The sequence below is a fragment of the Flavobacterium xizangense genome, from assembly GCF_054075145.1.
The window spans coordinates 1215977-1238799 of the sequence record NZ_JBSIPG010000001.1; the positions used below are offsets into that span (position 1 = coordinate 1215977).

24 protein-coding genes are annotated in these 22823 nt (G+C 33.6%); 9 read left to right on the forward strand and 15 right to left on the reverse strand.

All coding sequences use genetic code 11. The features are described from left to right. Positions 1-16: 16 nt before the first annotated feature. The 5 genes from ACWA1B_RS05085 to ACWA1B_RS05105 all read left to right on the forward strand — a co-directional run bounded on the left by ACWA1B_RS05085 (position 17) and on the right by ACWA1B_RS05105 (position 7436). Positions 17-1759, forward strand: coding sequence for a cellulase family glycosylhydrolase (locus ACWA1B_RS05085; protein ID WP_456904740.1), 1743 nt, complete (start codon positions 17-19; stop codon positions 1757-1759). A 33-nt stretch (positions 1760-1792) separates the two neighbouring features. Then, entirely contained in the window at positions 1793-2866 is a 1074-nt protein-coding gene (locus ACWA1B_RS05090; RefSeq protein WP_456904741.1) for a glycoside hydrolase family 16 protein, read from the forward strand. 61 nt (positions 2867-2927) lie between these two features. Then, entirely contained in the window at positions 2928-3767 is an 840-nt protein-coding gene (locus ACWA1B_RS05095) for an endonuclease/exonuclease/phosphatase family protein (RefSeq protein ID WP_456904742.1), read from the forward strand. A 1-nt stretch (position 3768) separates the two neighbouring features. Further along, entirely contained in the window at positions 3769-5193 is a 1425-nt protein-coding gene (locus tag ACWA1B_RS05100) for a glycoside hydrolase family 30 protein (protein ID WP_456904743.1), read from the forward strand. 14 nt (positions 5194-5207) lie between these two features. Further along, positions 5208-7436 (forward strand): glycoside hydrolase family 3 N-terminal domain-containing protein, encoded by a 2229-nt coding sequence (locus ACWA1B_RS05105; protein WP_456904744.1) that lies wholly within the window; start codon positions 5208-5210, stop codon positions 7434-7436. A 49-nt stretch (positions 7437-7485) separates the two neighbouring features. Here ACWA1B_RS05105 and ACWA1B_RS05110 read toward each other — a convergent pair whose 3' ends face one another. Beyond that, the gene (locus tag ACWA1B_RS05110; RefSeq protein ID WP_456904745.1) at positions 7486-7743 is read right to left on the reverse strand and encodes a hypothetical protein; all 258 of its coding nucleotides are present in this window, start codon (positions 7741-7743) and stop codon (positions 7486-7488) included. A gap of 273 nt (positions 7744-8016) precedes the next feature. Here ACWA1B_RS05110 and ACWA1B_RS05115 point away from each other — a divergent pair, with 273 nt between their 5' ends. Together ACWA1B_RS05115 and ACWA1B_RS05120 are read left to right on the forward strand one after the other, a co-directional pair. Continuing rightward, positions 8017-8772, forward strand: coding sequence for an NUDIX hydrolase (locus tag ACWA1B_RS05115; RefSeq protein WP_456904867.1), 756 nt, complete (start codon positions 8017-8019; stop codon positions 8770-8772). A 29-nt stretch (positions 8773-8801) separates the two neighbouring features. After that, the gene (locus ACWA1B_RS05120; RefSeq protein ID WP_456904746.1) at positions 8802-9125 is read left to right on the forward strand and encodes an MmcQ/YjbR family DNA-binding protein; all 324 of its coding nucleotides are present in this window, start codon (positions 8802-8804) and stop codon (positions 9123-9125) included. Between the two features lies 1 nt (position 9126). On the opposite strand, the gene ACWA1B_RS05125 is transcribed toward ACWA1B_RS05120, so the two are convergent. From ACWA1B_RS05125 to ACWA1B_RS05175, 11 genes are all read right to left on the reverse strand, one after another. After that, entirely contained in the window at positions 9127-9735 is a 609-nt protein-coding gene (locus ACWA1B_RS05125) for an alpha-ketoglutarate-dependent dioxygenase AlkB family protein (protein ID WP_456904747.1), read from the reverse strand. Then, on the reverse strand, positions 9722-9967 hold the full coding sequence (locus tag ACWA1B_RS05130) for an Ada metal-binding domain-containing protein (RefSeq protein WP_456904748.1): 246 nt from the start codon (positions 9965-9967) through the stop codon (positions 9722-9724). Before ACWA1B_RS05130 ends, ACWA1B_RS05125 begins: the two co-directional genes overlap by 14 nt. A 262-nt stretch (positions 9968-10229) precedes the next feature. After that, a complete protein-coding gene (locus tag ACWA1B_RS05135) occupies positions 10230-10943 on the reverse strand; it encodes a 2OG-Fe(II) oxygenase (RefSeq protein WP_456904749.1) in 714 nt (237 codons plus the stop codon). Between the two features lie 171 nt (positions 10944-11114). Next, a complete protein-coding gene (locus ACWA1B_RS05140; protein WP_456904750.1) occupies positions 11115-11957 on the reverse strand; it encodes a bifunctional helix-turn-helix domain-containing protein/methylated-DNA--[protein]-cysteine S-methyltransferase in 843 nt (280 codons plus the stop codon). A gap of 266 nt (positions 11958-12223) precedes the next feature. Next, positions 12224-12685: a GNAT family N-acetyltransferase gene (locus ACWA1B_RS05145; protein WP_456904751.1), complete on the reverse strand. Its 462-nt coding sequence runs from the start codon at positions 12683-12685 to the stop codon at positions 12224-12226. A gap of 9 nt (positions 12686-12694) precedes the next feature. After that, complete coding sequence (locus tag ACWA1B_RS05150; protein ID WP_456904752.1) at positions 12695-13027, reverse strand: DMT family transporter; 333 nt, start codon at positions 13025-13027, stop codon at positions 12695-12697. A gap of 52 nt (positions 13028-13079) precedes the next feature. Then, entirely contained in the window at positions 13080-13364 is a 285-nt protein-coding gene (locus tag ACWA1B_RS05155) for a hypothetical protein (RefSeq protein WP_456904753.1), read from the reverse strand. 127 nt (positions 13365-13491) lie between these two features. Continuing rightward, positions 13492-15810, reverse strand: a complete 2319-nt coding sequence (locus ACWA1B_RS05160) for a patatin-like phospholipase family protein (protein WP_456904754.1) — start codon at positions 15808-15810, stop codon at positions 13492-13494. A gap of 214 nt (positions 15811-16024) precedes the next feature. Then, positions 16025-17341 carry an adenosylhomocysteinase gene (ahcY, locus tag ACWA1B_RS05165; protein ID WP_456904755.1) on the reverse strand — a complete coding sequence of 439 codons (1317 nt, stop codon included), beginning with the start codon at positions 17339-17341 and terminating at the stop codon, positions 16025-16027. 145 nt (positions 17342-17486) lie between these two features. Further along, positions 17487-18854: an AMP-binding protein gene (locus tag ACWA1B_RS05170; protein WP_456904756.1), complete on the reverse strand. Its 1368-nt coding sequence runs from the start codon at positions 18852-18854 to the stop codon at positions 17487-17489. A gap of 79 nt (positions 18855-18933) precedes the next feature. After that, positions 18934-19803 carry an SDR family NAD(P)-dependent oxidoreductase gene (locus tag ACWA1B_RS05175; protein ID WP_456904757.1) on the reverse strand — a complete coding sequence of 290 codons (870 nt, stop codon included), beginning with the start codon at positions 19801-19803 and terminating at the stop codon, positions 18934-18936. 152 nt (positions 19804-19955) lie between these two features. On the opposite strand from ACWA1B_RS05175, the gene ACWA1B_RS05180 reads away from it, so the two are divergent. Next, entirely contained in the window at positions 19956-20606 is a 651-nt protein-coding gene (locus ACWA1B_RS05180) for a 4'-phosphopantetheinyl transferase family protein (protein WP_456904758.1), read from the forward strand. Positions 20607-20633: 27 nt separating this feature from the next. On the opposite strand, the gene ACWA1B_RS05185 is transcribed toward ACWA1B_RS05180, so the two are convergent. The 3 genes from ACWA1B_RS05185 to ACWA1B_RS05195 form a co-directional block, all read right to left on the reverse strand. Beyond that, positions 20634-21032, reverse strand: coding sequence for a group III truncated hemoglobin (locus tag ACWA1B_RS05185; protein ID WP_456904759.1), 399 nt, complete (start codon positions 21030-21032; stop codon positions 20634-20636). After that, on the reverse strand, positions 21029-21316 hold the full coding sequence (locus ACWA1B_RS05190) for a hypothetical protein (protein WP_456904760.1): 288 nt from the start codon (positions 21314-21316) through the stop codon (positions 21029-21031). Before ACWA1B_RS05190 ends, ACWA1B_RS05185 begins: the two co-directional genes overlap by 4 nt. An 82-nt stretch (positions 21317-21398) precedes the next feature. Then, positions 21399-21995: a Crp/Fnr family transcriptional regulator gene (locus tag ACWA1B_RS05195; RefSeq protein WP_456904761.1), complete on the reverse strand. Its 597-nt coding sequence runs from the start codon at positions 21993-21995 to the stop codon at positions 21399-21401. 94 nt (positions 21996-22089) lie between these two features. Between ACWA1B_RS05195 and ACWA1B_RS05200 the strand changes: the two genes are divergently transcribed. Beyond that, positions 22090-22818 (forward strand): phosphoglycerol geranylgeranyltransferase, encoded by a 729-nt coding sequence (locus ACWA1B_RS05200; protein ID WP_456904762.1) that lies wholly within the window; start codon positions 22090-22092, stop codon positions 22816-22818. The last annotated feature ends 5 nt before the right edge of the window (positions 22819-22823 follow it).

A 22823-nucleotide genomic window follows, 5' to 3' on the forward strand; every position in this document is an offset into this window, starting at 1 on the left:
TAAAATCAATTTTCAGATGAAAAAAATAATTATAGCATTCTTGCTTTTGTTTTCAATTGCTTCTTTCGGACAAGGCTTTTTACATAGAGACGGACAGAATATTGTTGACGGAAACGGCAAAAATATAATCTTAAGAGGTCTTGGTTTAGGAGGCTGGATGGTCCAGGAAGGATATATGTTGCAGACACAGCCATTTGCTAGTCCGCAATATCAAATCAAACAAAAAATTCAGGACGTTGTTGGAGAACAAGGAACTAAGGAATTTTATGCCGCCTATAAAGCAAACGGAATCACGAAAAGAGATATTGATTCATTGGCGAAATGGGGATTTAATTCAATTCGTCTTCCAATGCATTATAATCTTTATACACCATCAATTCAGGAAGAAAAAAATGGTGAAATTACCTTTTTGGAAGAAGGTTTCACGATGACCGACAATTTATTGAAATGGTGTGCCGAAAATAAGATGTATTTGATTTTAGATTTGCACGCTGCTCCGGGAGGTCAAGGAAATGATGCAGCAATTTCGGATTACGATACCACAAAACCGTCACTTTGGAACAGTGAAGCCAATCAGAAAAAAATGATTGCCTTATGGAAAAAGTTAGCTTCTCGTTATAGAGACAATCAATGGATTGGTGCTTATGATATTATCAATGAACCAAATTGGAATTTTACTGGAACCAATAAAAATGGCTGTGATGAAAATTCAAACGGACCATTGCGAGATTTGATGGTTGCAGTAACTAAAGCAATTCGCGAAGTAGATCCAAACCATATGGTAATTATTGAAGGAAATTGCTGGGGGAATAATTACAACGGAATTTTTCCTTTATGGGATGATAATATGGCGTTGAGTTTCCATAAATATTGGAATTATACGACTCAAGGTTCTATTCAAAAAATGCTCGATTACAGAAAAGAATATAATGTGCCAATTTGGATGGGCGAAAGTGGAGAAAATTCAAATGTTTGGTTCAAAGATGCTTTGACTTTAGTAGAAAGCAATAATATTGGATGGGCATTTTGGCCAATGAAAAAAATAGAAAATATTGCAGGAGTAACTTGGGTAACAAAAATTTCTGAATATGATGTTTTGTTGAAATATTGGAAAGATGGCGGACAAAAACCAACTCCGGAATTTGCAAAAAAAGCTTTAATGAAAATGGCTGATAATTACAAAATGGAAAACGTAACAGTTAAGCCAGATGTAATTGATGCAATGTTCAGACAAGTGCAAACAAACGATACAAAACCATATAAAAAACATATAATTCCTGGAAAAATTGCCGCAACGCAATATGATCTTGGAACAAATGGATATGCTTATTCAGATAAAGATTTTATAAATTATAGAGTTGAAACCGGAAAATTCGACGATTGGAATAAAGGAAATACCATGCGAAATGATGGAGTAGATATTTTACCATGCAAGGATTCTGGATCAAATGGTTATCAGGTTTCTTTTATTGATGATGGCGAATGGTTGCAATTTACCTCTGAAGTTAAAAAACAGAATAGTTATAAAGTAGCGATTCGTTATTCAAGCGAAAAAGCTGAAGGTAAACTTCATTTTGAAACGGCAAACGGAAAAAAATCAGAATCAATTGTACTTCCTGCAACCGGAGGAAATGACAAATGGAAAACAGTTGTTTTAGCTGGAGTTCAATTAGAAGCTGGAACAAATAAAATAAAAGCAGTTTTTGAAAAAGGAGGCTTCAATTTGAATTGTTTGGATTTTTCGGAAGGAAAAAAATAAGCTAAAAAAAAACTAACTAAATAACCAAAACCAATGAAACTAAATACTTTAATAAAAAAAGCAAGTTTTTTAATAGCCTTGTTGTTGGTCTGCCAATCCTGCAGTAGCGGTAATGATGGCGGAGGCGATGCGTCTGTTGTAACTGGTCCGTCAAATCTTTCTGTTCAGGTGGACGTTGTTGGAAAAACAGCTGAAAAGCCCAATGGCGACGGAAGCGGAAAGGTAAAACTTACCATTTCAGCATCAAATGCAACATCTTATAAGGTATTAATTGATAATCAGTTAAAAGAAATTTCAACGGGTGATTTAACCTACGAATTTAAAACTTCAGGAACTAAAAATTATCCGATCGTTGTTTCTGCTTATAATGGGGCACAGTTTGTTAGTACAACAACTTCTGTAAATATTTTTGTTGCAAGGAAATTGCTTTGGGCAGATGAGTTTGATGTAGACGGAGCTCCCAATAGCGCTAAATGGGGTTATAATACAGGAACCGGCGACGGTTGGGGAAATAACGAATTAGAATATTATACTACTCGTCCTGAAAATGTAATTATTTCAAACGGAACGTTAAAAATTAGAGCAATCAAAGAAGAGTATATGGGAAGCCATTATACATCTACAAGAATGCTTACAAAAGGAAAGTTTTCATTTAAATATGGTCGTGCTGAAGTTCGTGCGAAGTTGCCAGTAGGCGGAGGAACATGGCCAGCTTTCTGGATGCTTGGTGACAATATTGACACAGCACCGTGGCCAGCTTGTGGTGAAGTTGATATTTTGGAATCAGTTGGAAATAATCCAAACGTAAATCATTCTTCTTTGCATTCGCCTGGACGTTCAGGGAATACGCCAGATACTGCTATTACAACAGTTCCAAATTCAGCAACAGAATTTCACGTTTATGCAGCAGAATGGAGTGCCGAAAGCATCAAATTTTATGTAGATGATAATTTGTTTTACACTTATGCAAACAGCAGCTCGACACCATTTAATGCCAATTTTTTCTTGATTTTGAATTTAGCCATGGGCGGAAACTTTGGAGGAAAAGTTGATCCTAATTTTACTAGCGCAACTTTTGAAGTTGATTATGTAAGAGTGTACAATTAACATAATTTTTTTTCTGTGAAGCTCCCGAAACATTAGCTTTACAGATTAAAATTTTTTAAATATGAAAAAGATAATTAAATTTTTTGTAGCTATATTCCTGTTTTTTTATAGTAATTCATTTTACGGTCAAAACCTAAAGATTATGACTTACAATATTCGTTTGGACGTTGCTTCAGATGGAGAAAATGCATGGCCAAATCGAAAGGATTATTTCGCTTCGCAAATACAATTTTACAGTCCTGATATTTTTGGAGTTCAGGAAGCAACTCCAAACCAGGTAATTGATATTGCATCGGCTTTGCCAAAATATGCCAAATTTGGAATTGGAAGGGAAGAAGGAGGACTAGGCGAGGCATGTACTATTTATTATAAAAAGGACCGTTTTCAAGTTCAGGAATCCAATACGTTTTGGTTATCAGAAACACCAAATGTAGTTTCCAGAGGTTGGGATGCAGCCTGCAACAGAATTTGTACGTATGGCCTTTTTAAAGATTTAAAAACTAAAAAAGTATTCTATGTTTTTAATCTGCATCTAGATCATATGGGCGAAGTAGCAAGAGTGAAAGGCGTTGAACTTGTTTTGTCAAAAATTCAAGCAATAAATACTAAAAAATACCCTGTTTTTTTAATGGGAGATTTTAATTCGGAACCAGAAACAAAACAAATAGGGGAAATAAAAAAAGTAATGGATGACACGAAAGATGTTTCAATAGAAAAACCTTTCGGGCCTTCAGGAACTTTCAATGATTTTAAACATGACAAACCTGTGACATTATTGCTTGATTACATTTTTGTTTCAAAAAATAGCGGACTTAAGATTTATAAACATGCAGTTTTAAGTGATTCTAAAGATTTAAAATATCCATCGGATCATTTACCTGTTTTAATAGAAATAGATTAAAATGAAAAACATCAACAAAAAACTCCAAATTTTACTTTTACTGCCTTTAATTGCAGTTCAAATAAAATGCGGTTCTTCAAAAAGTACAGCTTCCAATTCTGGGAAAGCTGAATCTTGGATTACAACTACAGATGAAACATCAAAATTGAAAAAACAACCAGATTTGGTTTTTAATTCTGATGTAAATTCAAATCAGACTATCACTGTTGACGCTTCGCAAAAATTTCAGACTATTGAAGGTTTTGGATTTTCTTTAACCGGAGGAAGCGCTCAAACAATTTTAAAACTGGATAAAGCAAAAAGAGAAGCATTGCTTCAGGAGCTTTTTTCCCGAAAAAATGATGCTGTTGGTATAAGTTATTTAAGAATCAGTATTGGTGCTTCAGACTTGAATGAAGTGGTTTTTTCGTATGATGATATGCCAGAAGGGCAAACAGATTTGAAACTGGAACATTTCAACCTTGGTCCAGATTTAAAAGATGTGGTTCCGGTTTTAAAAGAAATTTTGGCCATAAATCCGAAAATCAAAATTATGGGTTCTCCTTGGTCGCCTCCAGTTTGGATGAAAGATAACGGAAGCTCAAAAGGTGGAAGTTTACAACCAAAATACTATCAGGTTTATGCCGAATATTTTGTAAAATATATTCAGGCAATGAAAGCTCAGGGAATTGTAATTGATGCGATTACACCTCAAAATGAGCCTTTACATCCAGGAAATAACCCAAGTATGTTGATGCTGGCAGAACAACAAGCAGATTTTATTGGAAATAATCTAGGGCCAGCGTTTAAAGCAGCAGGAATCAAAACTAAAATTATTGTTTACGATCATAATTGCAACAAACCAGAATATCCTTTGACGATTTTAAAGGATGCAAAAGCGAATCCTTTTGTAACGGGTTCTGCCTTTCACTTGTATGAAGGAGATATTAGTGCTTTAACAACGGTACACAATGCATTTCCAGACAAAGATTTATATTTTACAGAACAATATACAGGATCAAAAAGCAGTTTTGAAAATGATTTGAAATGGGGTGTAAAAAATGTTGTAATTGGTTCGATGCGAAATTGGAGTAAAATTGCTCTTTCATGGGGATTAGCAAATGATGAAAACTACAAACCTTTTACACCAGGAGGCTGCTCTACCTGTAAAGGCGCTTTAATGATTGACCAAAACCAGAATGTTAAACGAGAAGTTGGTTATTACCTAATTGGTCACGCTTCAAAATTTGTTCCTGAAGGATCAGTTAGAATTGGAAGTAATCTTGCTGGAAATTTACACAACGTTGCTTTTAAAACTCCATCGGGACAAATTGTTCTAATTGTTGAAAATGACGGAACCGCAACAGAAACATTCAATATTAAATACAATCAAAAACAAATTTCAACTACTTTAAATGCTGGTGCAGTTGCAACTTACGTTTGGTAATCAAAATTAAATTCATGAAGAAATTAACCACATTTGCCTTGTTGATGGCCTCGCTTTTTGCAGTGGCACAACAGAAGACAATAGATCAAAAAGTAAATGATCTGTTGAAAAAAATGACCATTGAAGAAAAAATTGGTCAGCTTAATCAATATACAGGAGATAATCAGGCAACAGGACCAATTACAATAAATCCGAATAAACAATCGGAAATTAAACAAGGTTTAATAGGTTCGATGCTGAATATCATCGGAACAAAATATACGAGACAATATCAGGAATTAGCGATGCAGTCCCGTCTTAAAATTCCATTGTTATTTGGTCAGGATGTTATTCACGGTTACAAAACTACATTTCCAATTCCGTTAGCCGAGGCAGCAAGCTGGGATTTAGCAGCAATTGAATTAGCAGCTAGAGTTGCAGCTACAGAAGCTTCTGCAAGTGGTATTCACTGGACATTTGCGCCAATGGTTGATATTGGCCGTGATCCAAGATGGGGAAGAGTTATGGAAGGCGCCGGAGAAGATACTTACTTAGGTTCTAAAATTGCTTATGCACGCGTAAAAGGTTTTCAAGGAAACAAATTAGGCGATTTAAACTCGGTTATGGCTTGCGTAAAACACTTTGCGGCTTATGGAGCAGGTGTTGGCGGAAGAGATTATAACTCAGTTGATATGAGCGAAAGAATGCTTTTAGAGACTTATTTACCTCCTTTTAAATCGGCTTTAGATGCTGGTGCAGCAACGTTTATGAATTCATTTAATGACTTAAACGGAATTCCAGCAACGGGGAATGCGCATTTGCAACGTGACATTCTTAAAGGGAAATGGAATTTTCAAGGTTTCGTAGTTTCTGACTGGGGATCAATTGGAGAAATGGTGGCACACGGTTACTCAAAAGATCTTAAAGAAGCTGCCTATTCTGCAATCACGGCAGGAAGTGATATGGATATGGAAAGTAATGCATACCGTAAAAATCTAGCAGAATTAGTAAAAGAAGGAAGAGTTTCTGTTGATTTGATTGATGATGCGGTAAAACGTATTTTACGCAAGAAATTTGAATTAGGTTTATTTGATGATCCTTACAAATATTCTGATGATAAAAGAGCTGAGAAAGTTTTGGCGAATCCGGAGAACAGAAAAGCAGCACTAGACGTAGCACAAAAAAGTATTGTTTTATTAAAGAATGAAAACCAGACTTTACCGCTTTCTAAAAACTTAAAAACTATTGCATATATTGGTCCAATGGTAAAAGAATACAAAGCCAATATGGGATTTTGGTCTGTTGAATTGCCAGACGTAAATTACGATAAATGGGTTGTTTCGCAATGGGATGGTCTGCAGAACAAAGTAGGTAAAAACACAAAGTTACTTTACGCTAAAGGTTGTGAAGTTGCCGGAGATAATAAGGATGGTTTTGCTGAAGCAGTAGAAACCGCAAAGCAGGCTGATGTTGTTATTTTGAGTATTGGTGAAAGACACGACATGAGCGGTGAAGCAAAAAGCCGAAGCGATCTTCATTTACCAGGTGTTCAGGAAGATTTAGTAAAAGCGATTCAGGCTACAGGAAAACCAGTTGTGGTGTTAGTAAATGCAGGACGTCCTCTTATTTTTAACTGGACAGCAGACAACGTTCCGGCAATTGTTTATACATGGTGGTTAGGAACTGAAGCTGGAAATGCAATTGCAAATGTTTTATTTGGAGATTATAATCCGTCGGGAAAATTGCCTATGACGTTCCCAAGAGAAGTTGGCCAAATTCCAATTTACTACAATCATTTCAGTACTGGAAGACCAGCTAAAAATGAAGATTCAAAAAATTACGTTTCAGCTTATATTGATTTGAAAAACTCTCCTAAATTCCCATTCGGATACGGTTTGAGTTATACAAAATTTGATTATTCAGGGTTGAAATTATCTTCTGCAAAAATCAAAAGCAATGAAACCATTAAAGTTTCTTTCCAATTATCAAATGTTGGAAAAGTTGCGGGTGAAGAAGTTGTTCAGTTGTATTTGAAAGATAAATTTGGATCTGTAGTTCGACCAGTTTTAGAATTAAGAGATTTCCAAAAAGTGAAATTAAATGCGGGAGAATCTAAAACAATTGAATTTACAATTGACAAAGAGAAACTTTCTTTCTACAATAATAAATTAGAATGGGTTGCTGAGCTAGGAGATTTTGAACTAATGATTGGAGCTTCGTCAGCAGACATAAAACTTAGAGCAGACTTTGAATTAGTACAATAGTAGAAGTCAATTTTAAATTGGCGTTATGGATTTTATAAAGATTTTTGAATTATTTCAAAACAGTATTTATAAAATCCATAGCGCCAATTCCTTTATAGGATGCGTACAATGCTTTATCAAAAGCTTCGCGTTTTGCCTTTTTATCTTTTGCCTCAGTTTCAACAATCATTTCGTTGAAAATTTTTTCCTGTTGTTGGCTGTATTTTATTGATTCTTCCAATAAATAAGTTTTCGAAACAAATCCGAAAGAAGCCCAAATTTTGGTTCTTATTTTTTTATTTATTTCTTTTAATGGATTAGTACTCATATCTCTCGCGTTGATTTTCTGACTAAGTATAGTGAGATGCAAATGTATAATTTACATCATAATTTTCTTACTTTAATTTTGAAATAATAACAAAATTATTTAAATGTGTTATTATGACGCAATGTACTTATTTTTTTTATATTTGATTTTAATTTTAAGTTAAAATTGTAACACACACACTTATTTAACAACTGCCAAATTGTTTTGTTTTTATAAAAATGCATTAAATTGCAACGTTATTTGATAAAAAAAAGGCGCAATTAAATGTCAAAAATGCTAAAAGACATCATAGAAAATAATGAAAATTATCAGCCTGGGCTGTCGATTGATTGTGTCATTTTTGGCTTTCACGACAATCAGTTAAAGGTCTTGTTGATCAAAGTGGATAAAAATCCAAAATGGTCGTTGCCAGGAGGATTTATTCCTGTAGATCAGGATATTGATACTGCTGCAGTAACTGTTTTAAATGACAGAACTGGTGTAGATGGCATTTTTTTAAGACAGTTTGCCACTTTTGGAAAAGTAAAACGAAACGATCAGCACTTTGATAAAAAAGTATTAGAGTATTTAGAAATTGAAGAAGCAAAAGGCAAATGGCTAATGCGTCGTTTTGTAACCATAGGCTATTATGCATTGGTCGATTTTTTAAAAACGATTCCAAAACCTTCGAGCGATCGTGAAATCGTGGAATGGATTGATCATAAAGAAGTTCCCGAACTAATTTTAGATCATCAAGAAATTCTGGATAAAGCATTAGATACGCTCAGAATGGAATTAAATTTAATGCCAATAGGTTATAATTTATTACCAGAAAAATTTACAATTCCCGAACTTCAGAAATTGTATGAAACGATTTTGGATAAAAAACTGGATCGTCGAAATTTTCTCAGAAAAATAACCAACATTGGAATCCTGAAAAAGCTCGACGAAAAGAAAAGTAATGTCGCACATAAAGCTCCCAATTTATATTCTTTCGATAAAGAAAAATATGATGAAGTCTTAAAAAATGGATTAAATCAAGGTTGGTAAAATAAGAGTTAATTTTAAAATCTACGATTATGGTTTCTTTTGAAAATTTTAGAAAAACGGCTTTGTCATTCGAAAATGCTACTGAAGAACCACACTTCGAGAAAACATCTTTTCGTGTCAACAAAAAAATATTCGCCACTTTTGATGAAAAAAATAATCACGCAGTTTTGAAATTAAATGAAATTGATCAATCTGTTTTTTGTGCTTCAAGTGAAATGGTTTTTTATCCAATTCCAAATAAATGGGGAAAACAAGGCTGGACAATTGTAGAGCTTTCAAAAGTAAGACCAGAAATGTTTGAAGATGCTTTGTTACTTTCTTATCAAAATGTAGCTCCAAAAAGGAAGAAATAATTTATCGTACAATAGTTCTAAAAGTCAAGTTTACTCTTGGTTTTTGTGTTGTTTTTGTTGGAGGTAAACGATGTAACCAATGTGTTTGCGTTTCATCTTTCATGACTAATAAACTTCCATGTTCTAAAATTAGAGAAACAACTTCTTTCGATTCTTTATGTTTAAAAGCAAACTTTCTTTCCGCGCCAAAACTTACTGAACCAATTGCGCCGTTCTTTTTTAAATCTTTCTCCGCGTCGCTGTGCCAGGCCATTCCTTCTTCGCCAGAATGATATAGATTTAGCAGACAAGAATTGAAAGTTTCTCCTGTTTTTTCTTCAATAAAAGCTTTTAATTTTAATAATTCCGGAGTCCACGGAAGTGCTTTTTTTGTGGTATTTGAGTAGGTATATTCAAATTCCTGATCGCCGTACCAGGCCACTTTTCGTTTGGTTAAAATTAATTTTCCAAAGATGATTGCTTCGTCATTTTTCCACTCGATGGAATTTAATAAAGTATCGCGATAAAAATCAGCTTCTGTTCTTGAAAACAATTTTCCATAATAATTTACTGTTCCATCTTTAGGAAGCAAGTTTGTAGTTTCGTCAGTTTCAGGATTAAATAAGTCCATTTTTCCAGTTTTGATATTCGGGTTTCATGCAATGTCCGCAAGGCGTAAAACTATTTTCTTTAGCTTCATCTTCAGATAAAAAGAAAACCCGATTTTCACGTTTCATTCTTTTTCCCGAAGAACATTTCAGTGTTCCGTAAATTTTTAATTTTTGGTTTCCACCGAAACAAATTTCTGCATTTTTAATTTTATTCCGAAGATCTGAATCGGATATTTTTCGGTGTTGAATCATTTATTTTAGATATATTTTTATTGTAGAGAGATGTACAAGAGTACGTCTTCAAGCGTGTAAATCTCTCGCAAAGGCGCGAAGGCGCAAAGTTTTTTCTCATTTTATGTCATTTCGACGAAGGAGAAATCTTCGCAAGTAACTCCGCAACGAGAATTCAATCTTTGTCGAACTTCTCGCGAAGATTTCTCCTTCGTCGAAATGACAAACTGTATGGAAACGTTGTTAAAAAACTTTGCGACTTCGCGACTTTGCGAGATTAAAACTAAGTCAATGCATCATGAAAAATTATCCCTAATGTATATCGTTCGCCCGAATGAATTTCACTAACACCATGTTTCATATTCACGCGATAATAACCTTTTGTTCCTTTTACAGGTCGGAAATTAGTTGTGAAAACTAAAATGTCTCCTTTTTTTGGTTTCAATACAATTGCTTTTGATTGCGCTCTTGGCGTTTGCTGTGTCAAAACAAATTCTCCGCCTGAATAATCTTCGTCAGGATCAGAAAGAAAAAGCACAATTTGAATGGGAAAATATACATCGCCATATAAATCCTGATGCAAAGTATTGAATCCACTTTTTCCATATTTTAAAATCAAAACAGTTGCCTTGAGTTGATTATTGTCGTGGCATTGCTTTAATAATTCTTCGTGTTTCTCTGGGAAAACAGTGTTGATGTTCAAAGCTTTCATCCATGCATTTGCGATTGGAGCCAACTTAGGATAAATAGAAGAACGTATGTTTTGAATTAAATCTGGCAACGGATAATTGAAATATTTATATTCACCTAAACCAAACCGATAGCGTTCCATAACAACTGCTTTTCGATATAAATTTGGATTGTCATAGTCAAATTTTAAATCTTCACATTGTTCGTTATTCAACATATTTGGGATAATAGCGAAGCCATTTTCGTGCATAGATTCGGTGATGCTTTCCCAATTTTGAGAAGCCATTTTTTGTTGTATATTTTGCATAAAGATTTTAGATTACGATTTTTTTTTTGCCACCAATTCACGAATTTTCTTTTTAAAATCTTTGCGGTTATTTATTCGAATTAATTCGAATAATATTAGATGAAGTATTAAAAAAAATAATTCGTGAATTGCTTCACCTGTTCGCTATTGCTCGGGTCGTGGCAGAAAAATTTATAGATTTATCTGCGCGCCTTCCCAGCCAATAATGGCGGTTTTTCGGGTGTTTCCCCACATATAACCTCCAAAGATTCCCGAAGATTGAATCACACGATGGCACGGAATTAAAAATGCGACAGGATTATTTCCAATCGCTGTGCCGACTGCGCGTGAAGCATTAGGTTTTTGAATTTGATGCGCAATAGTTCCATAGGTCGAAAGCTGCCCCATCGGGATTTTAAGTAAGGTTTCCCAAACTTTAAGTTGAAAATCAGTTCCTTTTAAATGAAGTTTAATTTCGGATAACTTGCTCCAGTCGTTTTGGAAAATAAATAGTGCATTTTGTTGTGCTAAATCTAATTTTCGAGAGAAAGAGGCATTCGGAAATTTATGTTTTAAATCTTCAAATCCGATTGTTTCTTCTTCGGCGAAAGCCATAAAACAAACGCCTTTTTGAGTTGATGCTACAATTATATTCCCAAACGGACTTTCGGCAAAACTGTAGTTTATTTCCAGATTTTTTCCGCCGTTTTTATATTCTGCCGGAGTCATTCCTTCGATATTTACAAATAAATCGTGAAGTCGGCTGGTTCCTGAAAGTCCGGTTTCAAAAGCGGTTTCAGAAATGGTTGCCTGATTTTCTTTGAGTAATTTCTTGGCATGTTCCAAACTCGTATACTGCAAAAATTTCTTCGGACTTGTGCCTGCCCAATCGCTAAAAAGCCTCTGAAAGTGAAACGGACTCAAATGCACTTTCTCCGCAACCTCATCAAGATTGGGCTGATCTTTAAAATTGGCTTTGATATAATCGATAGCTTCGGCGATACGATTATAATTAATGGTTTCTTGTGTGTTCATTTTTATTCCATTTTATAAGGCAAAGATCGATTGGTTTTGGTAGATAGAAAATCCGAAACTTGCTGAGTTTTTTCTAACCGCAAAGTACGCTAAGATTTACGCAGAGAACGCCAATGTTTTAATCTCGCAAAGACGCGAAGTCGCAAAGATTTTTCTTGAGATTGTCATCCTGAGCGAAGTCGAAGGACCACAAAGTAATTCTATAAAGATTGAAAACTTAAAGCAAAACTTTGCGACTTCGCGTCTTTGCGAGATTATATTGTTCGTTATAATTCTTTTTCCATTTTATAATTAATGATTTCGACGCCTTTTATCCTATTTTTTTGTTCAATTTTTACAACAAATCCTTTCTTTTCAAAAAAGGGTTTTGCGGTTATGCTTACGTCAGAAGTTATAATTTTTGAATTATGTTTTTTAGCTTCGAGTTCTAATTCGGTAAAGATTTTGTTGGCAATTCCTTGTCTTTGAAAATCTTTGTGAATGAAGAAGAAATCAATGTAATTATTATCTTTTAAAGTTCCGAAACCTGTGATTTTATCTTGAATAATGGCAAGTAAAACAAATTGCTTTTCGACAACATCAATCCATCGTTCTGTAATTTTAGCACCGGAAGTCCAGGCTTCAATTTGAGCGGGATTATAATCGTTTTTGCAGACAGATCTGATCGTTTGAACAAACAATTTCTGCATTTCAGCAAGGTCTGAAATTGTAGCTTTTCTGAAATTCATTTTAAAAAATTAATGCGCCACAGTTTTAGAAAAAACATTAATTATAATAACACCAATTACAATTAAACTCAAACCAATTATGGCTGGTAAATCGGGTATTTCTTTGAAGAAAATAGCACCAATTGTGGTAATTAAAACAATCCCAACGCCAGACCAAATTGCATAAGCAAAACCAACAGGAATAGTTCTAATGGCAAAACTCAAACAATAAAACGCGCCACAATATCCAATAACGGTAATGATGCTCGGAATTAATTTAGTGAATTCTGAAGATTTTTTTAATGCCGAAGTTGCTATGATTTCGAAAATTATGGCAATGAATAAAAATAAGAAGTTCTTCATGATTCGTGTTTTTTACAAAGTTAAGTTTTGTTTGAAACCGAAAAGAATTTATTTATCGAATATGAATTTCTGTTTCATTGTTTTTTACTTCATCAAAACAATCAAGGCACAGCATTTTAAAATCGGCTTTGGCTTGAAAAACGCTAGTCCATTCTTCACCGTTATCAAGAAGCCATTGTTCGCATTGTCCGCACCATGCAATTTGCGGAAGATCTTCTTCAGCTTCTGAATAGTAAAAACCTACTTTTTCTTTTGAATCTATTGCCATTGCAATGTGAATGCAGGCAAAAGTCATTTCTTTTGAACCATGTATTTCACATAAAACTTTTTCGATCATAATTTTTTTTTGATGTTTTGGAGCTTCAAATTTAAACTTAAAATTTCTGGAGTCATGAAATAATATTAGAACATTTAAATAATGGCACGACCTGATAATTTTATATTAAAAAAACTTTTAAAACCTACTACGGATTGAGTGATAATCCAACGCTGAAAAACAATCGTACCTTATCAATATTATTGATCCATGATGTGTCAAAATGAATTGGGCCTAAAATGGATTGATAGGAAATTGCGGCTCCACCAGATATCACGAGACTAGGCTCGATATTATCATCCCAATTTCCTTTTGGACTAAATGCGTGGTCGACATAATCGTCAAAAGTGTCAAACCCGACAGTCGCGATATTAAAATGAGGCGTTAAATAAATTTTTCCTGTAATATTTACTTGAGATGCGAGTTTTAGCCCCATATATTGTGTTACGTTGAGCTCATCTTCGTGCAGACCTGCAAATGAGAAACGATTACTACCAGAGCTAGGAATAATGCCACCTAAGAAATATTTTGAAGCATAACCGAATCCTGAAAACGGAATTTGATCATTTTTAAGTTTATCCTGAAAAATGAAATAAGAATCAAACCCAACAATTCCGGTGATTTTCTTTTTTAAGAGCAATCTCTTTTCAATCCCAAAACCAAATTTTGTGTAACCGTTTGTTGAGCCTGACACACTTGTTAAATCTGGATCAGAGAAGGAGGCTTCAACGTCAGTGAAAAATGATCGAGAAATATTTGATTTTATAATAGTTCCGTTTGTAGCAAAGAAAACTTTATCCATGTCATTATAGGAGTAATGCATGTTGAATTCGATGTTATTAAAACTGTAATTATTTATTGAAATAGAATTTGGATTGTATTCACGATCGTATTTTGGTTTTAAATTAGTATAATGATAGTTTAGGCCAAAACCAAAATAACTTTTCAGGGAATTTAAATTTCTGTTTATTTCATTATTGAATTCAAAACCATTATAAAGTATATTGTCTGAAGCCTTACCATTGATATAAATTTCTTGTCTTAAAAAAGCTGCGTAAAGTTCAGATGCCCACCACCATTCTCTGTTTCCGCCAAAATTTTTCTGATAATTGATTCTCACTTTTGGCTGTTCGGCAATATCAGCAGTTATAAGAAGCCGGGATGCATCGGCAAGAATATTTCTGCCAGTGTAGTTAAAAATTATTCCAACACCTCTGTACGTGTCATAATGTAATGATGTGTTGAGTTGGTTTTTGGCACGTTCATGACCAAATATTGTAATTCCGAGTTTGTCGCCATTTTTGACGAAATAGCTGTAGGTAATCTCTTCAAAAAGATTGGTTCCCATCGCCCTATTAATACCCGCAATTAAATCTTTGGTTGTATATTTTGTATGTGTTTTAAGATTCGTTCTTCCTATTACCAAAGGCATATTTTCCGGACTGATGTTTTTGTAAACAATTGTGTCAAGAATAATTTCTGAGGGCATTTGCGGTAATTTGTGAATTCGCTGCGGATACCCTTTTAATTTTTCGGATAATGCTATTAAAGCTGCAAGATTTTCGTTTGTTGCAATTTTTCCATCTTTGTAAATTTCGTCGCTATTTGCAAAATCAGCTGTAGAAAAGCGTAGGTTTGGAAGGTGGTCTACTAAAATATCGCAGAGTTTACGATTTTCCGGATTCTTAATATTACTCGGAAACATACTGGTTTGTGTCAATATAGTAATAACGTTGTTTAGTTTGTTTATCGGTTCCAATCCACCACCAACATCACTGCCAATAATAATATCGGCGCCCATTTGTTTGGCAACATCTGTTGGGAAATTATTTAAAACACCACCGTCAACTAATATTGTTTTTTCATATGACATGGGTTTGAAAATAGCAGGCAATGACATACTGGCTCTCATGGCATAGGCTAAGCTTCCTTTGCTTAAAACAACTTCTTTCCCTTCAGATAAATCAGTCGCCATGGCTCGAAACGGAATGGGCAGGCTGTCAAAATCCCTGATATTATATACGGGGTAAGTTAAAACGGAAAGATATTCTCTTAAATTTTGATCATTCAAAAGAGAACCAATGCTATTAAGTTTTTTGTCTTTAATTCCTATTCCAACCAAATATCTCTGAAATTCCCTTTTTTCCTCAACGCTTACCGATTGTAAGGCCTGGCCTCCGCCAAGTAATTTATCCCAATTGATACTTTTGGTTAAATTTTCAATGCTATCACCAGAATATCCCATGGCATAAAGGCCTCCAATAACACTTCCCATACTATTTCCAACAATAAGATCGGGAACAATATGCAGAGAATCCAGTTTTTGCAAAAGCGGAATATGTGCAATTCCTTTTGCGCCACCACCGCTTAAGACTAAAACGACTTTAGGTTTTTTTTCCTGAGAAAAAAGAATGTGTGGAAGACACATCAAAAATAAGAAGACGAGTAAATAAGATGTTTTTTTCAAGTTTACAATGTTTATGTAGTTGAGAAATAGAAACTTATTTTAATTCTTAAAATTAAGCAGTTATTCTTTATAAAGTATATCTTTTGATAAAATCTTTTTTCTCTTTCCAACAAATTGGTCATTAAAAAGCAAAACCCGACAGGTTTTTAAAACCTGTCGGGTTTGAAATATGAATTAGATAATCTAAAATCTAAGATCCTAAATCTAAAATTTATTAGTATCTGTAGTATTCTGGTTTGAATGGACCTTCAACAGGAACACCAATATAAGCTGCTTGATCATCACGTAACGTTTCTAATTCAACGCCTAATTTAGCTAAGTGTAAAGCAGCAACTTTTTCATCTAAATGTTTTGGTAACATGTAAACTTCATTTTTGTAAGCTGCGCTGTTGTTCCATAATTCGATTTGAGCCAAAGTTTGGTTTGTAAATGAGTTACTCATTACAAAACTTGGGTGACCTGTAGCACAACCAAGGTTTACTAAACGACCTTCGGCCAAGATGATGATATCTTTTCCGTTGATGTTGTATTTGTCAACCTGAGGTTTGATTTCGATTTTAGATGCACCATGGTTTTTGTTCAACCAAGCCATATCAATTTCGTTATCAAAGTGTCCGATGTTACAAACAACAGTTTTGTCTTTCATTTGCTCGAAGTGCTCTCCAAGAACGATATCTTTATTTCCTGTAGTTGTAATGATGATATCAGCATTAGCAATTACAGTGTTTAATTTTTTAACTTCATAACCGTCCATTGCAGCTTGTAAAGCACAAATTGGGTCAATTTCAGTAACTGTTACGATAGAACCAGCACCTCTGAAAGAAGCAGCAGTTCCTTTTCCAACGTCACCGTATCCGCAAACAACAACTCTTTTTCCAGCTAACATTAAGTCAGTTGCACGACGTACAGCATCTACAGCAGATTCTTTACATCCGTATTTGTTATCAAATTTAGATTTAGTAACAGAGTCGTTAATGTTGATTGCAGGCATTGGTAAAGTTCCAGCTTTTACTCTTTCGTAAAGTCTGTGAACACCAGTTGTAGTTTCTTCAGAAAGACCTTTAATTCCAGGAACTAATTCTGGGTAACGATCAATAACCATGTTAGTTAAATCTCCACCGTCATCCAAAATCATGTTCAATGGTTTTCTGTCTTCACCAAAGAATAAAGTTTGCTCAATACACCAGTCAAATGATTCTTCGTCAAGACCTTTCCAAGCATAAACTTGAATTCCAGCAGCAGCAATAGCAGCAGCAGCCTGATCCTGAGTAGAGAAAATGTTACAAGAAGACCAAGTAACCTCAGCACCAAGAGCAATTAAAGTTTCGATCAAAACAGCAGTTTGAATCGTCATGTGCAAACATCCAGCAATACGAGCACCTTTAAGAGGTTGTTCGTCTTTATATTCAGCACGAAGCGCCATTAAGCCTGGCATTTCAGCTTCTGCTAATTCAATTTCTTTTCTTCCCCAAGCCGCAAGAGAAATGTCTTTTACTTTGAAAGCCACATATGGCGTAGTTGTAGTACTCATTTATATTATATTTGTATAATTGTAAATTTTTTGCAAATTTACGGAATACCTTTTGAATTTTACTAATTTCTCTGAGATTTGTGAAATCTTTAATTTCTTAATATTTTGAACTTTAAGTGTTTTTTGTTCAGAAAGATAAGGAAAACTATATCAATTTTGTAGCAGGTATATTTTCGAGTACAGAAAAGAACTTAGGAAGCATATAATTAGGAACTTCATTTGACATCCAATTTAGGAATTCTATTTCATTAAAAACGGCTTTATGATTCATAACCAAATCTACATGTATTTTGGTTTTTTGATTTTCATCGATTACTTTTTTTGCTTTTACCCATTGTATTTGCGGATTTTTATAGATAACATTTTCAACTTCTATAGGATATACATTTTCTCCGCCAATAATTATCATATCATCTTGTCTTCCCTTAATAAAAAGATATCCTTCTTTGTTTTTTAAAGCTAAATCGCCGGTTGCTATATCAGTATTATTTTTATTGTCTGCCGACCATTTACATTTTATAAATAACTTGCCTATTTCATTTTCGGTCGCAAAATTTTGATCTGTTTTTTTTATTTTAACTGTAACGCCTTTAATATTCTTTCCAATTGTGTCTGGATACTTTAACAGATCTTCGTGAGTTGCAATGGTACAAACGCCAGTTTCTGAAGTGCCATATAAATTGTACAATTTTGTGAATGGGGTTTTGTTGTGAATGATTTTAACAATGTTCGATTGCAAGACATCACCTCCAGAAATAATAGTTTTTATATTTAAAGCAGCCTCTTTTAAATATACTTTTTGAATCATAAGTGGGACTGATATCCAATAATCGATTTCTTTTTGTTTTAAAAATTCGGATGTTTTTTTAGCATCAAAACCTTTGAATAATCGAATTTTTTGAGTCATAAAAAGGGATAACAATAATGCAGCAATCCCATATCCGTGATAAAGAGGTATTGATATTAATGTAGATTTGTTTTTTCTTAAATGTAATTTTTGAATGATATCAAAAAAAGGATTTAGGATTTTTTTTATGCTGAATTTTCGATTCTCAATTTTAGGTATTCCTTTAGTGCCGCTCGATAAAACAGCAATGCTTCCTTTTTTTCGTTTTAGAATATTTTTTTTGTTGTGATTGATACTTAAATCAATAATTTCATCATAACAAAACAAAGGGATTTGGAGAGATGAAAAATTATTTGAACTTTCTCTCTCTGCTATTATTAAATCAACTTTTTGAGTTTTTAAAAAAGCAGTAAAATAGTCTCTTTTTTGATTAGGGTTTAATAAAAAAATTGCACTGCCTAAACCAGAAACTGCAAATAAGGATTTTACAAATTGTACAGAATTTGAACTTGCAATAACAACTTTACTATTAGATTTAATGTTATATTTTTCATTTAAATAATAGCTCATTAAAACAGATTCGCTATATAATTCAGAATATGATAAATGCTCATATTCGTCTTCAATGTAAGCCTCTTTTTTACTCGCCTTTTTAACAGAATCCAATAATGCTAATAGGGTAAATCCGTGTTTGTTTATAGATTTTGTTATTGCGAAAATTTCCTTAAATCCTAAAATACTTAATTTAGATCCTTTTTTCATTTTGTTTTTTCAAGTATAAAAGTGAAATTTTCTCCCAAATGTATTTTCCAAAAAAACTGCTTGTCTGTAAAAATAACATCCACCAAGGTTTATCATAAGACTTTGATGAGTAAATAAGTTTTACAATTCTAAAGGCCGCTTGTTCAGGCTGCATGGCGGGAAAATTTTTGTACTTTTCGTTTGGAGCAATCATTTTAGTATTTACCAAAGGCAAATAAATTGTTTTTGCTTGTATTTTCATAATCTTCCACTCGGCAAGACTACATCTAAACCATTGATCAAAAGCTGTTTTTGAAGCTTGATAAGCGGCCCATTTTGGAGCAGGTAACAATAATACATTTATTGCCGAAATATTAATTATCTGGCCTTTAGCCACTTTTATTAGTGGAGTAGTTGCTAAGATTAAATTAACTGGCGCTAGATAATTAAGGGAGTTTGTTCTTGTAAAGTCGTGATATCTTGTTAGAGAGTTTTCTAACGAACGCATAATCGATTTTCCTGCATTGGAAATAAAAATATCAATTGTATCAGTTAAATTAAAAAGCTCTTTAATTGCTCGCTCAGTTTCAGTTTCCTGATAAAAATCGGCTACAATTATATTACAAAGAGAGCCATTTTCTTTTACAATATCTGCTATTGCGTTTAATTTTTCGGCGGTTCGAGCAATTAATATTAGTTTTACATTGTAAGTAGAAAAAAGAAGTGCTAATTGCTCGCCAATGCCATAACTAGCACCTGTTATAACAATGGTTTTTCCTGTGACAGTTTTTTGTAATTTTGTACGATTAAGTGTAACACTAGGAAATAAAAATTGCTCAATAATTCTTTTTGATACTTTATTTTTGTTAGTCACTTGCAAAGACAATCTTTATGAATACTCTAATTAAGGTAGATATTTTGTAAAAGTTGTAAATTTACGAAATGAATGCAGATATAAATAATATTTTTTATTTTGTATGTCAGAAAAATACAGTATAAATATTTTTAATTTGAAACAAAAAAGTAATGCCACTTTATAAAACTATCAACTATAATTCTTCGACGAAACTTTTAATTTGGGAAATAACAGAGTCTCTTGAAGAATTATTGAGTAAAGTTGTATTGAAAGAGAAAACACAAAATAGGTTGGATGGAATGAAATCACAAATGCATCAGCGGGCTTTTTTGAGTGTTCGAATGCTGATTCAGGAAATGGGATTTACAGATAAAGATTTACATTATGACGAATTTGGGAAACCGTATTTTGATTGCCACCATTATATTTCAATAACGCATTCGTACCATTTTGCGGCGATAATCATAAGCCATGAAAAGGTGGGGATTGATATGGAATTGCAGCGTGAAAAAATCATTCGAATCGGGGATAAATTTACAGATTATGAAAGTGAATATTTAGATCCGTCCTCAAAAGAAGAATACATAAAAAAACTTACCGTGATTTGGGGAGCCAAAGAAGCAATCTTTAAAATCAGAAATGAAAAAGGAATCAGTTTTAAAGATCATATCAAAGTCAAAAACTTTTCTTTAAATGAAGGTCAGACCGAAGCAAGTCTTCATTTTGATGTTTTGGCAAAAGATTTTAATGTGCATTATGAAGAAATCAAATCGGATAATTTTGAAGGTAAGTTTACTTTGGTTTATGCTTTTGAAAAATAATTTTTAGTTTCAGTAGCAATTTTCAATTTAAACTTCGCTTTCTTTTTTTCGATGCTGAAACATACTCATATATAAAAAAGTACTCATTTTTCGAGCACGTCTTTTTAATGTATCAGCATTTTCACCTTCAAAATGTTCGTCGATAGTCTGGAACCAATGATTTAGCCAGATTCCGAATTCGTTTGCCGTAATTTTTGCTCCGAAATGCTCATCAACCTCATTATGAACTGCATGCGGATTTCCTTTATACTTGCGAATCGCAAATAAATTAGTTTCCCAAAAATCAGTCAATTTTTCGAGATGCGCATCCCAATCAGAAATCATTTTATTAAAATAAAAGCCGATTTCTTCATCGGCTCTTATTTTAGCGTAGAACTGATGCACTAGAAAAGAAACATCATCTCTATTTCCTATTTGCTTTTTCACAGAATGAGAGTATTTAATAAAATAAACAATACACTTAAAATTGAGCTCAGAATCAAAAGGTTAAAAACTACTTTGTGTTTCATTTGTGCCAAAATTGAAGTGTTTACAAAGATACAAGCTAATACGATAATAGCCAGCTGAATCATTTGAAAAATAGAAGTTCCGTTAGATAAAACATACATTGCTGCAGCGCCGCCTAAACAACTTTGCCCAATTACTGCCATTGCAGCAGAACCCATGTAATTTTTATTAAAAATGTCGAATGTTGATTGATATAGTGTCATGATATTGTGATTTTTATACCAACAAAGGTACAGGCACAATACTGCTCGGTTTTATGACTTAAATCATAAAACAAGAACTTTTTTATCGATATACTTTTCGGTTTATAATCTTCAATTCGCCTTTTTTCTCCAAATTTTTTATTGTTCTGATTACCGTTTCAACACGCAATCCGGTCAAATCCCCAATTTGTTGACGGGTAAAATTGATGAGGTAGCCATTTGCATCTTTTTTGAAATTGAAATAAGCAATTCCGTGATCGATTAATTTTAACACCCGATGTTCTGGTTCCTGTGTTGAAATCTCGGCAACCATAACGGATTTATAATACAATCGTTGTGCTAAATTTTCGATGATTTTAATGCTTATTTTTGGGTTTTCTTCCAGCAGTTTCATAAAGTTTGGTTTTGGAAGAAGAAGAATTTCGCTGTTATCAACCGCAATTGCATTTGCCGGATATTTTTGGTTTAAAAATAAAGGAGGCTCGCCAAAAGATTGTTCTTTGTAAAATATTCCCTGAATAAATTCACGGCCCTCATCATTATAATTGCTCATTTTGACTTCGCCCGAAACAATCTGATAATAATTTGCAGGAAAAAATCCTTCTTCAAAAATAATTTCATTTTTGTCGAAAGACTTCTTTACAACGCCATATTTTTCTAATAATTCAGGAGCAATCATACATTTGTTTCTTTGGTTATCAAAAGCAGCTATACAAATATAATTTATTCAAAATAGTTCTTCTACATTAAAAACTTTTACTTTTACGGCCATTATGCAGCAAAGAATATTTAATATCAATCAACAGATTTTAGAAGCCAAAAAAGAGGGTCGCAAATTGTTGGCCGTTCTTTTAGATCCTGATAAAATTGTTTTGGAAAATCTGGATCATTTAATAGATAAAATAAATCAGTCTCCTGCGACACATATTTTTGTTGGAGGAAGCATTGTACAAGCTACAATTTTAGAAGATTTGATTGCCCAGTTAAAACAAAAAACAAAACTTCCAGTTGTTATATTTCCAGGCGATCCGTCGCAGATTTCGCCTCAGGCTGATGCTATTTTATTTCTGTCGTTACTATCAGGCAGAAATCCGGATTATTTGATTGAATATCAGGTTCAGGCAGCGCCAATTCTAAAAAAGACAAATCTTGAAGTAATTTCTACAGGCTATATTTTGATTGAAAGCGGCAATGAAACTGCGGTTGCACGCGTTAGTAAAACAAAACCGCTTAACCGTGAAAATTTTGATTTGGTTTTAGCTACTGCACAAGCGGGCGAAATGTTAGGGAATAAATTAATGTATTTAGAGGCCGGAAGCGGTGCTAAAAACGCAGTGCCGCTGGAAATGATACAGTTAATTGCGCAAAATATTGAAATTCCTATAATTGTTGGAGGAGGAATTGTAGATTTGCACGGAATTCAAAACGCTTACAAAGCTGGGGCCGATTTAGTAGTTATTGGAACTGCTTTTGAAAACGACAGTCATTTTTTTGAATCATAAAAAAC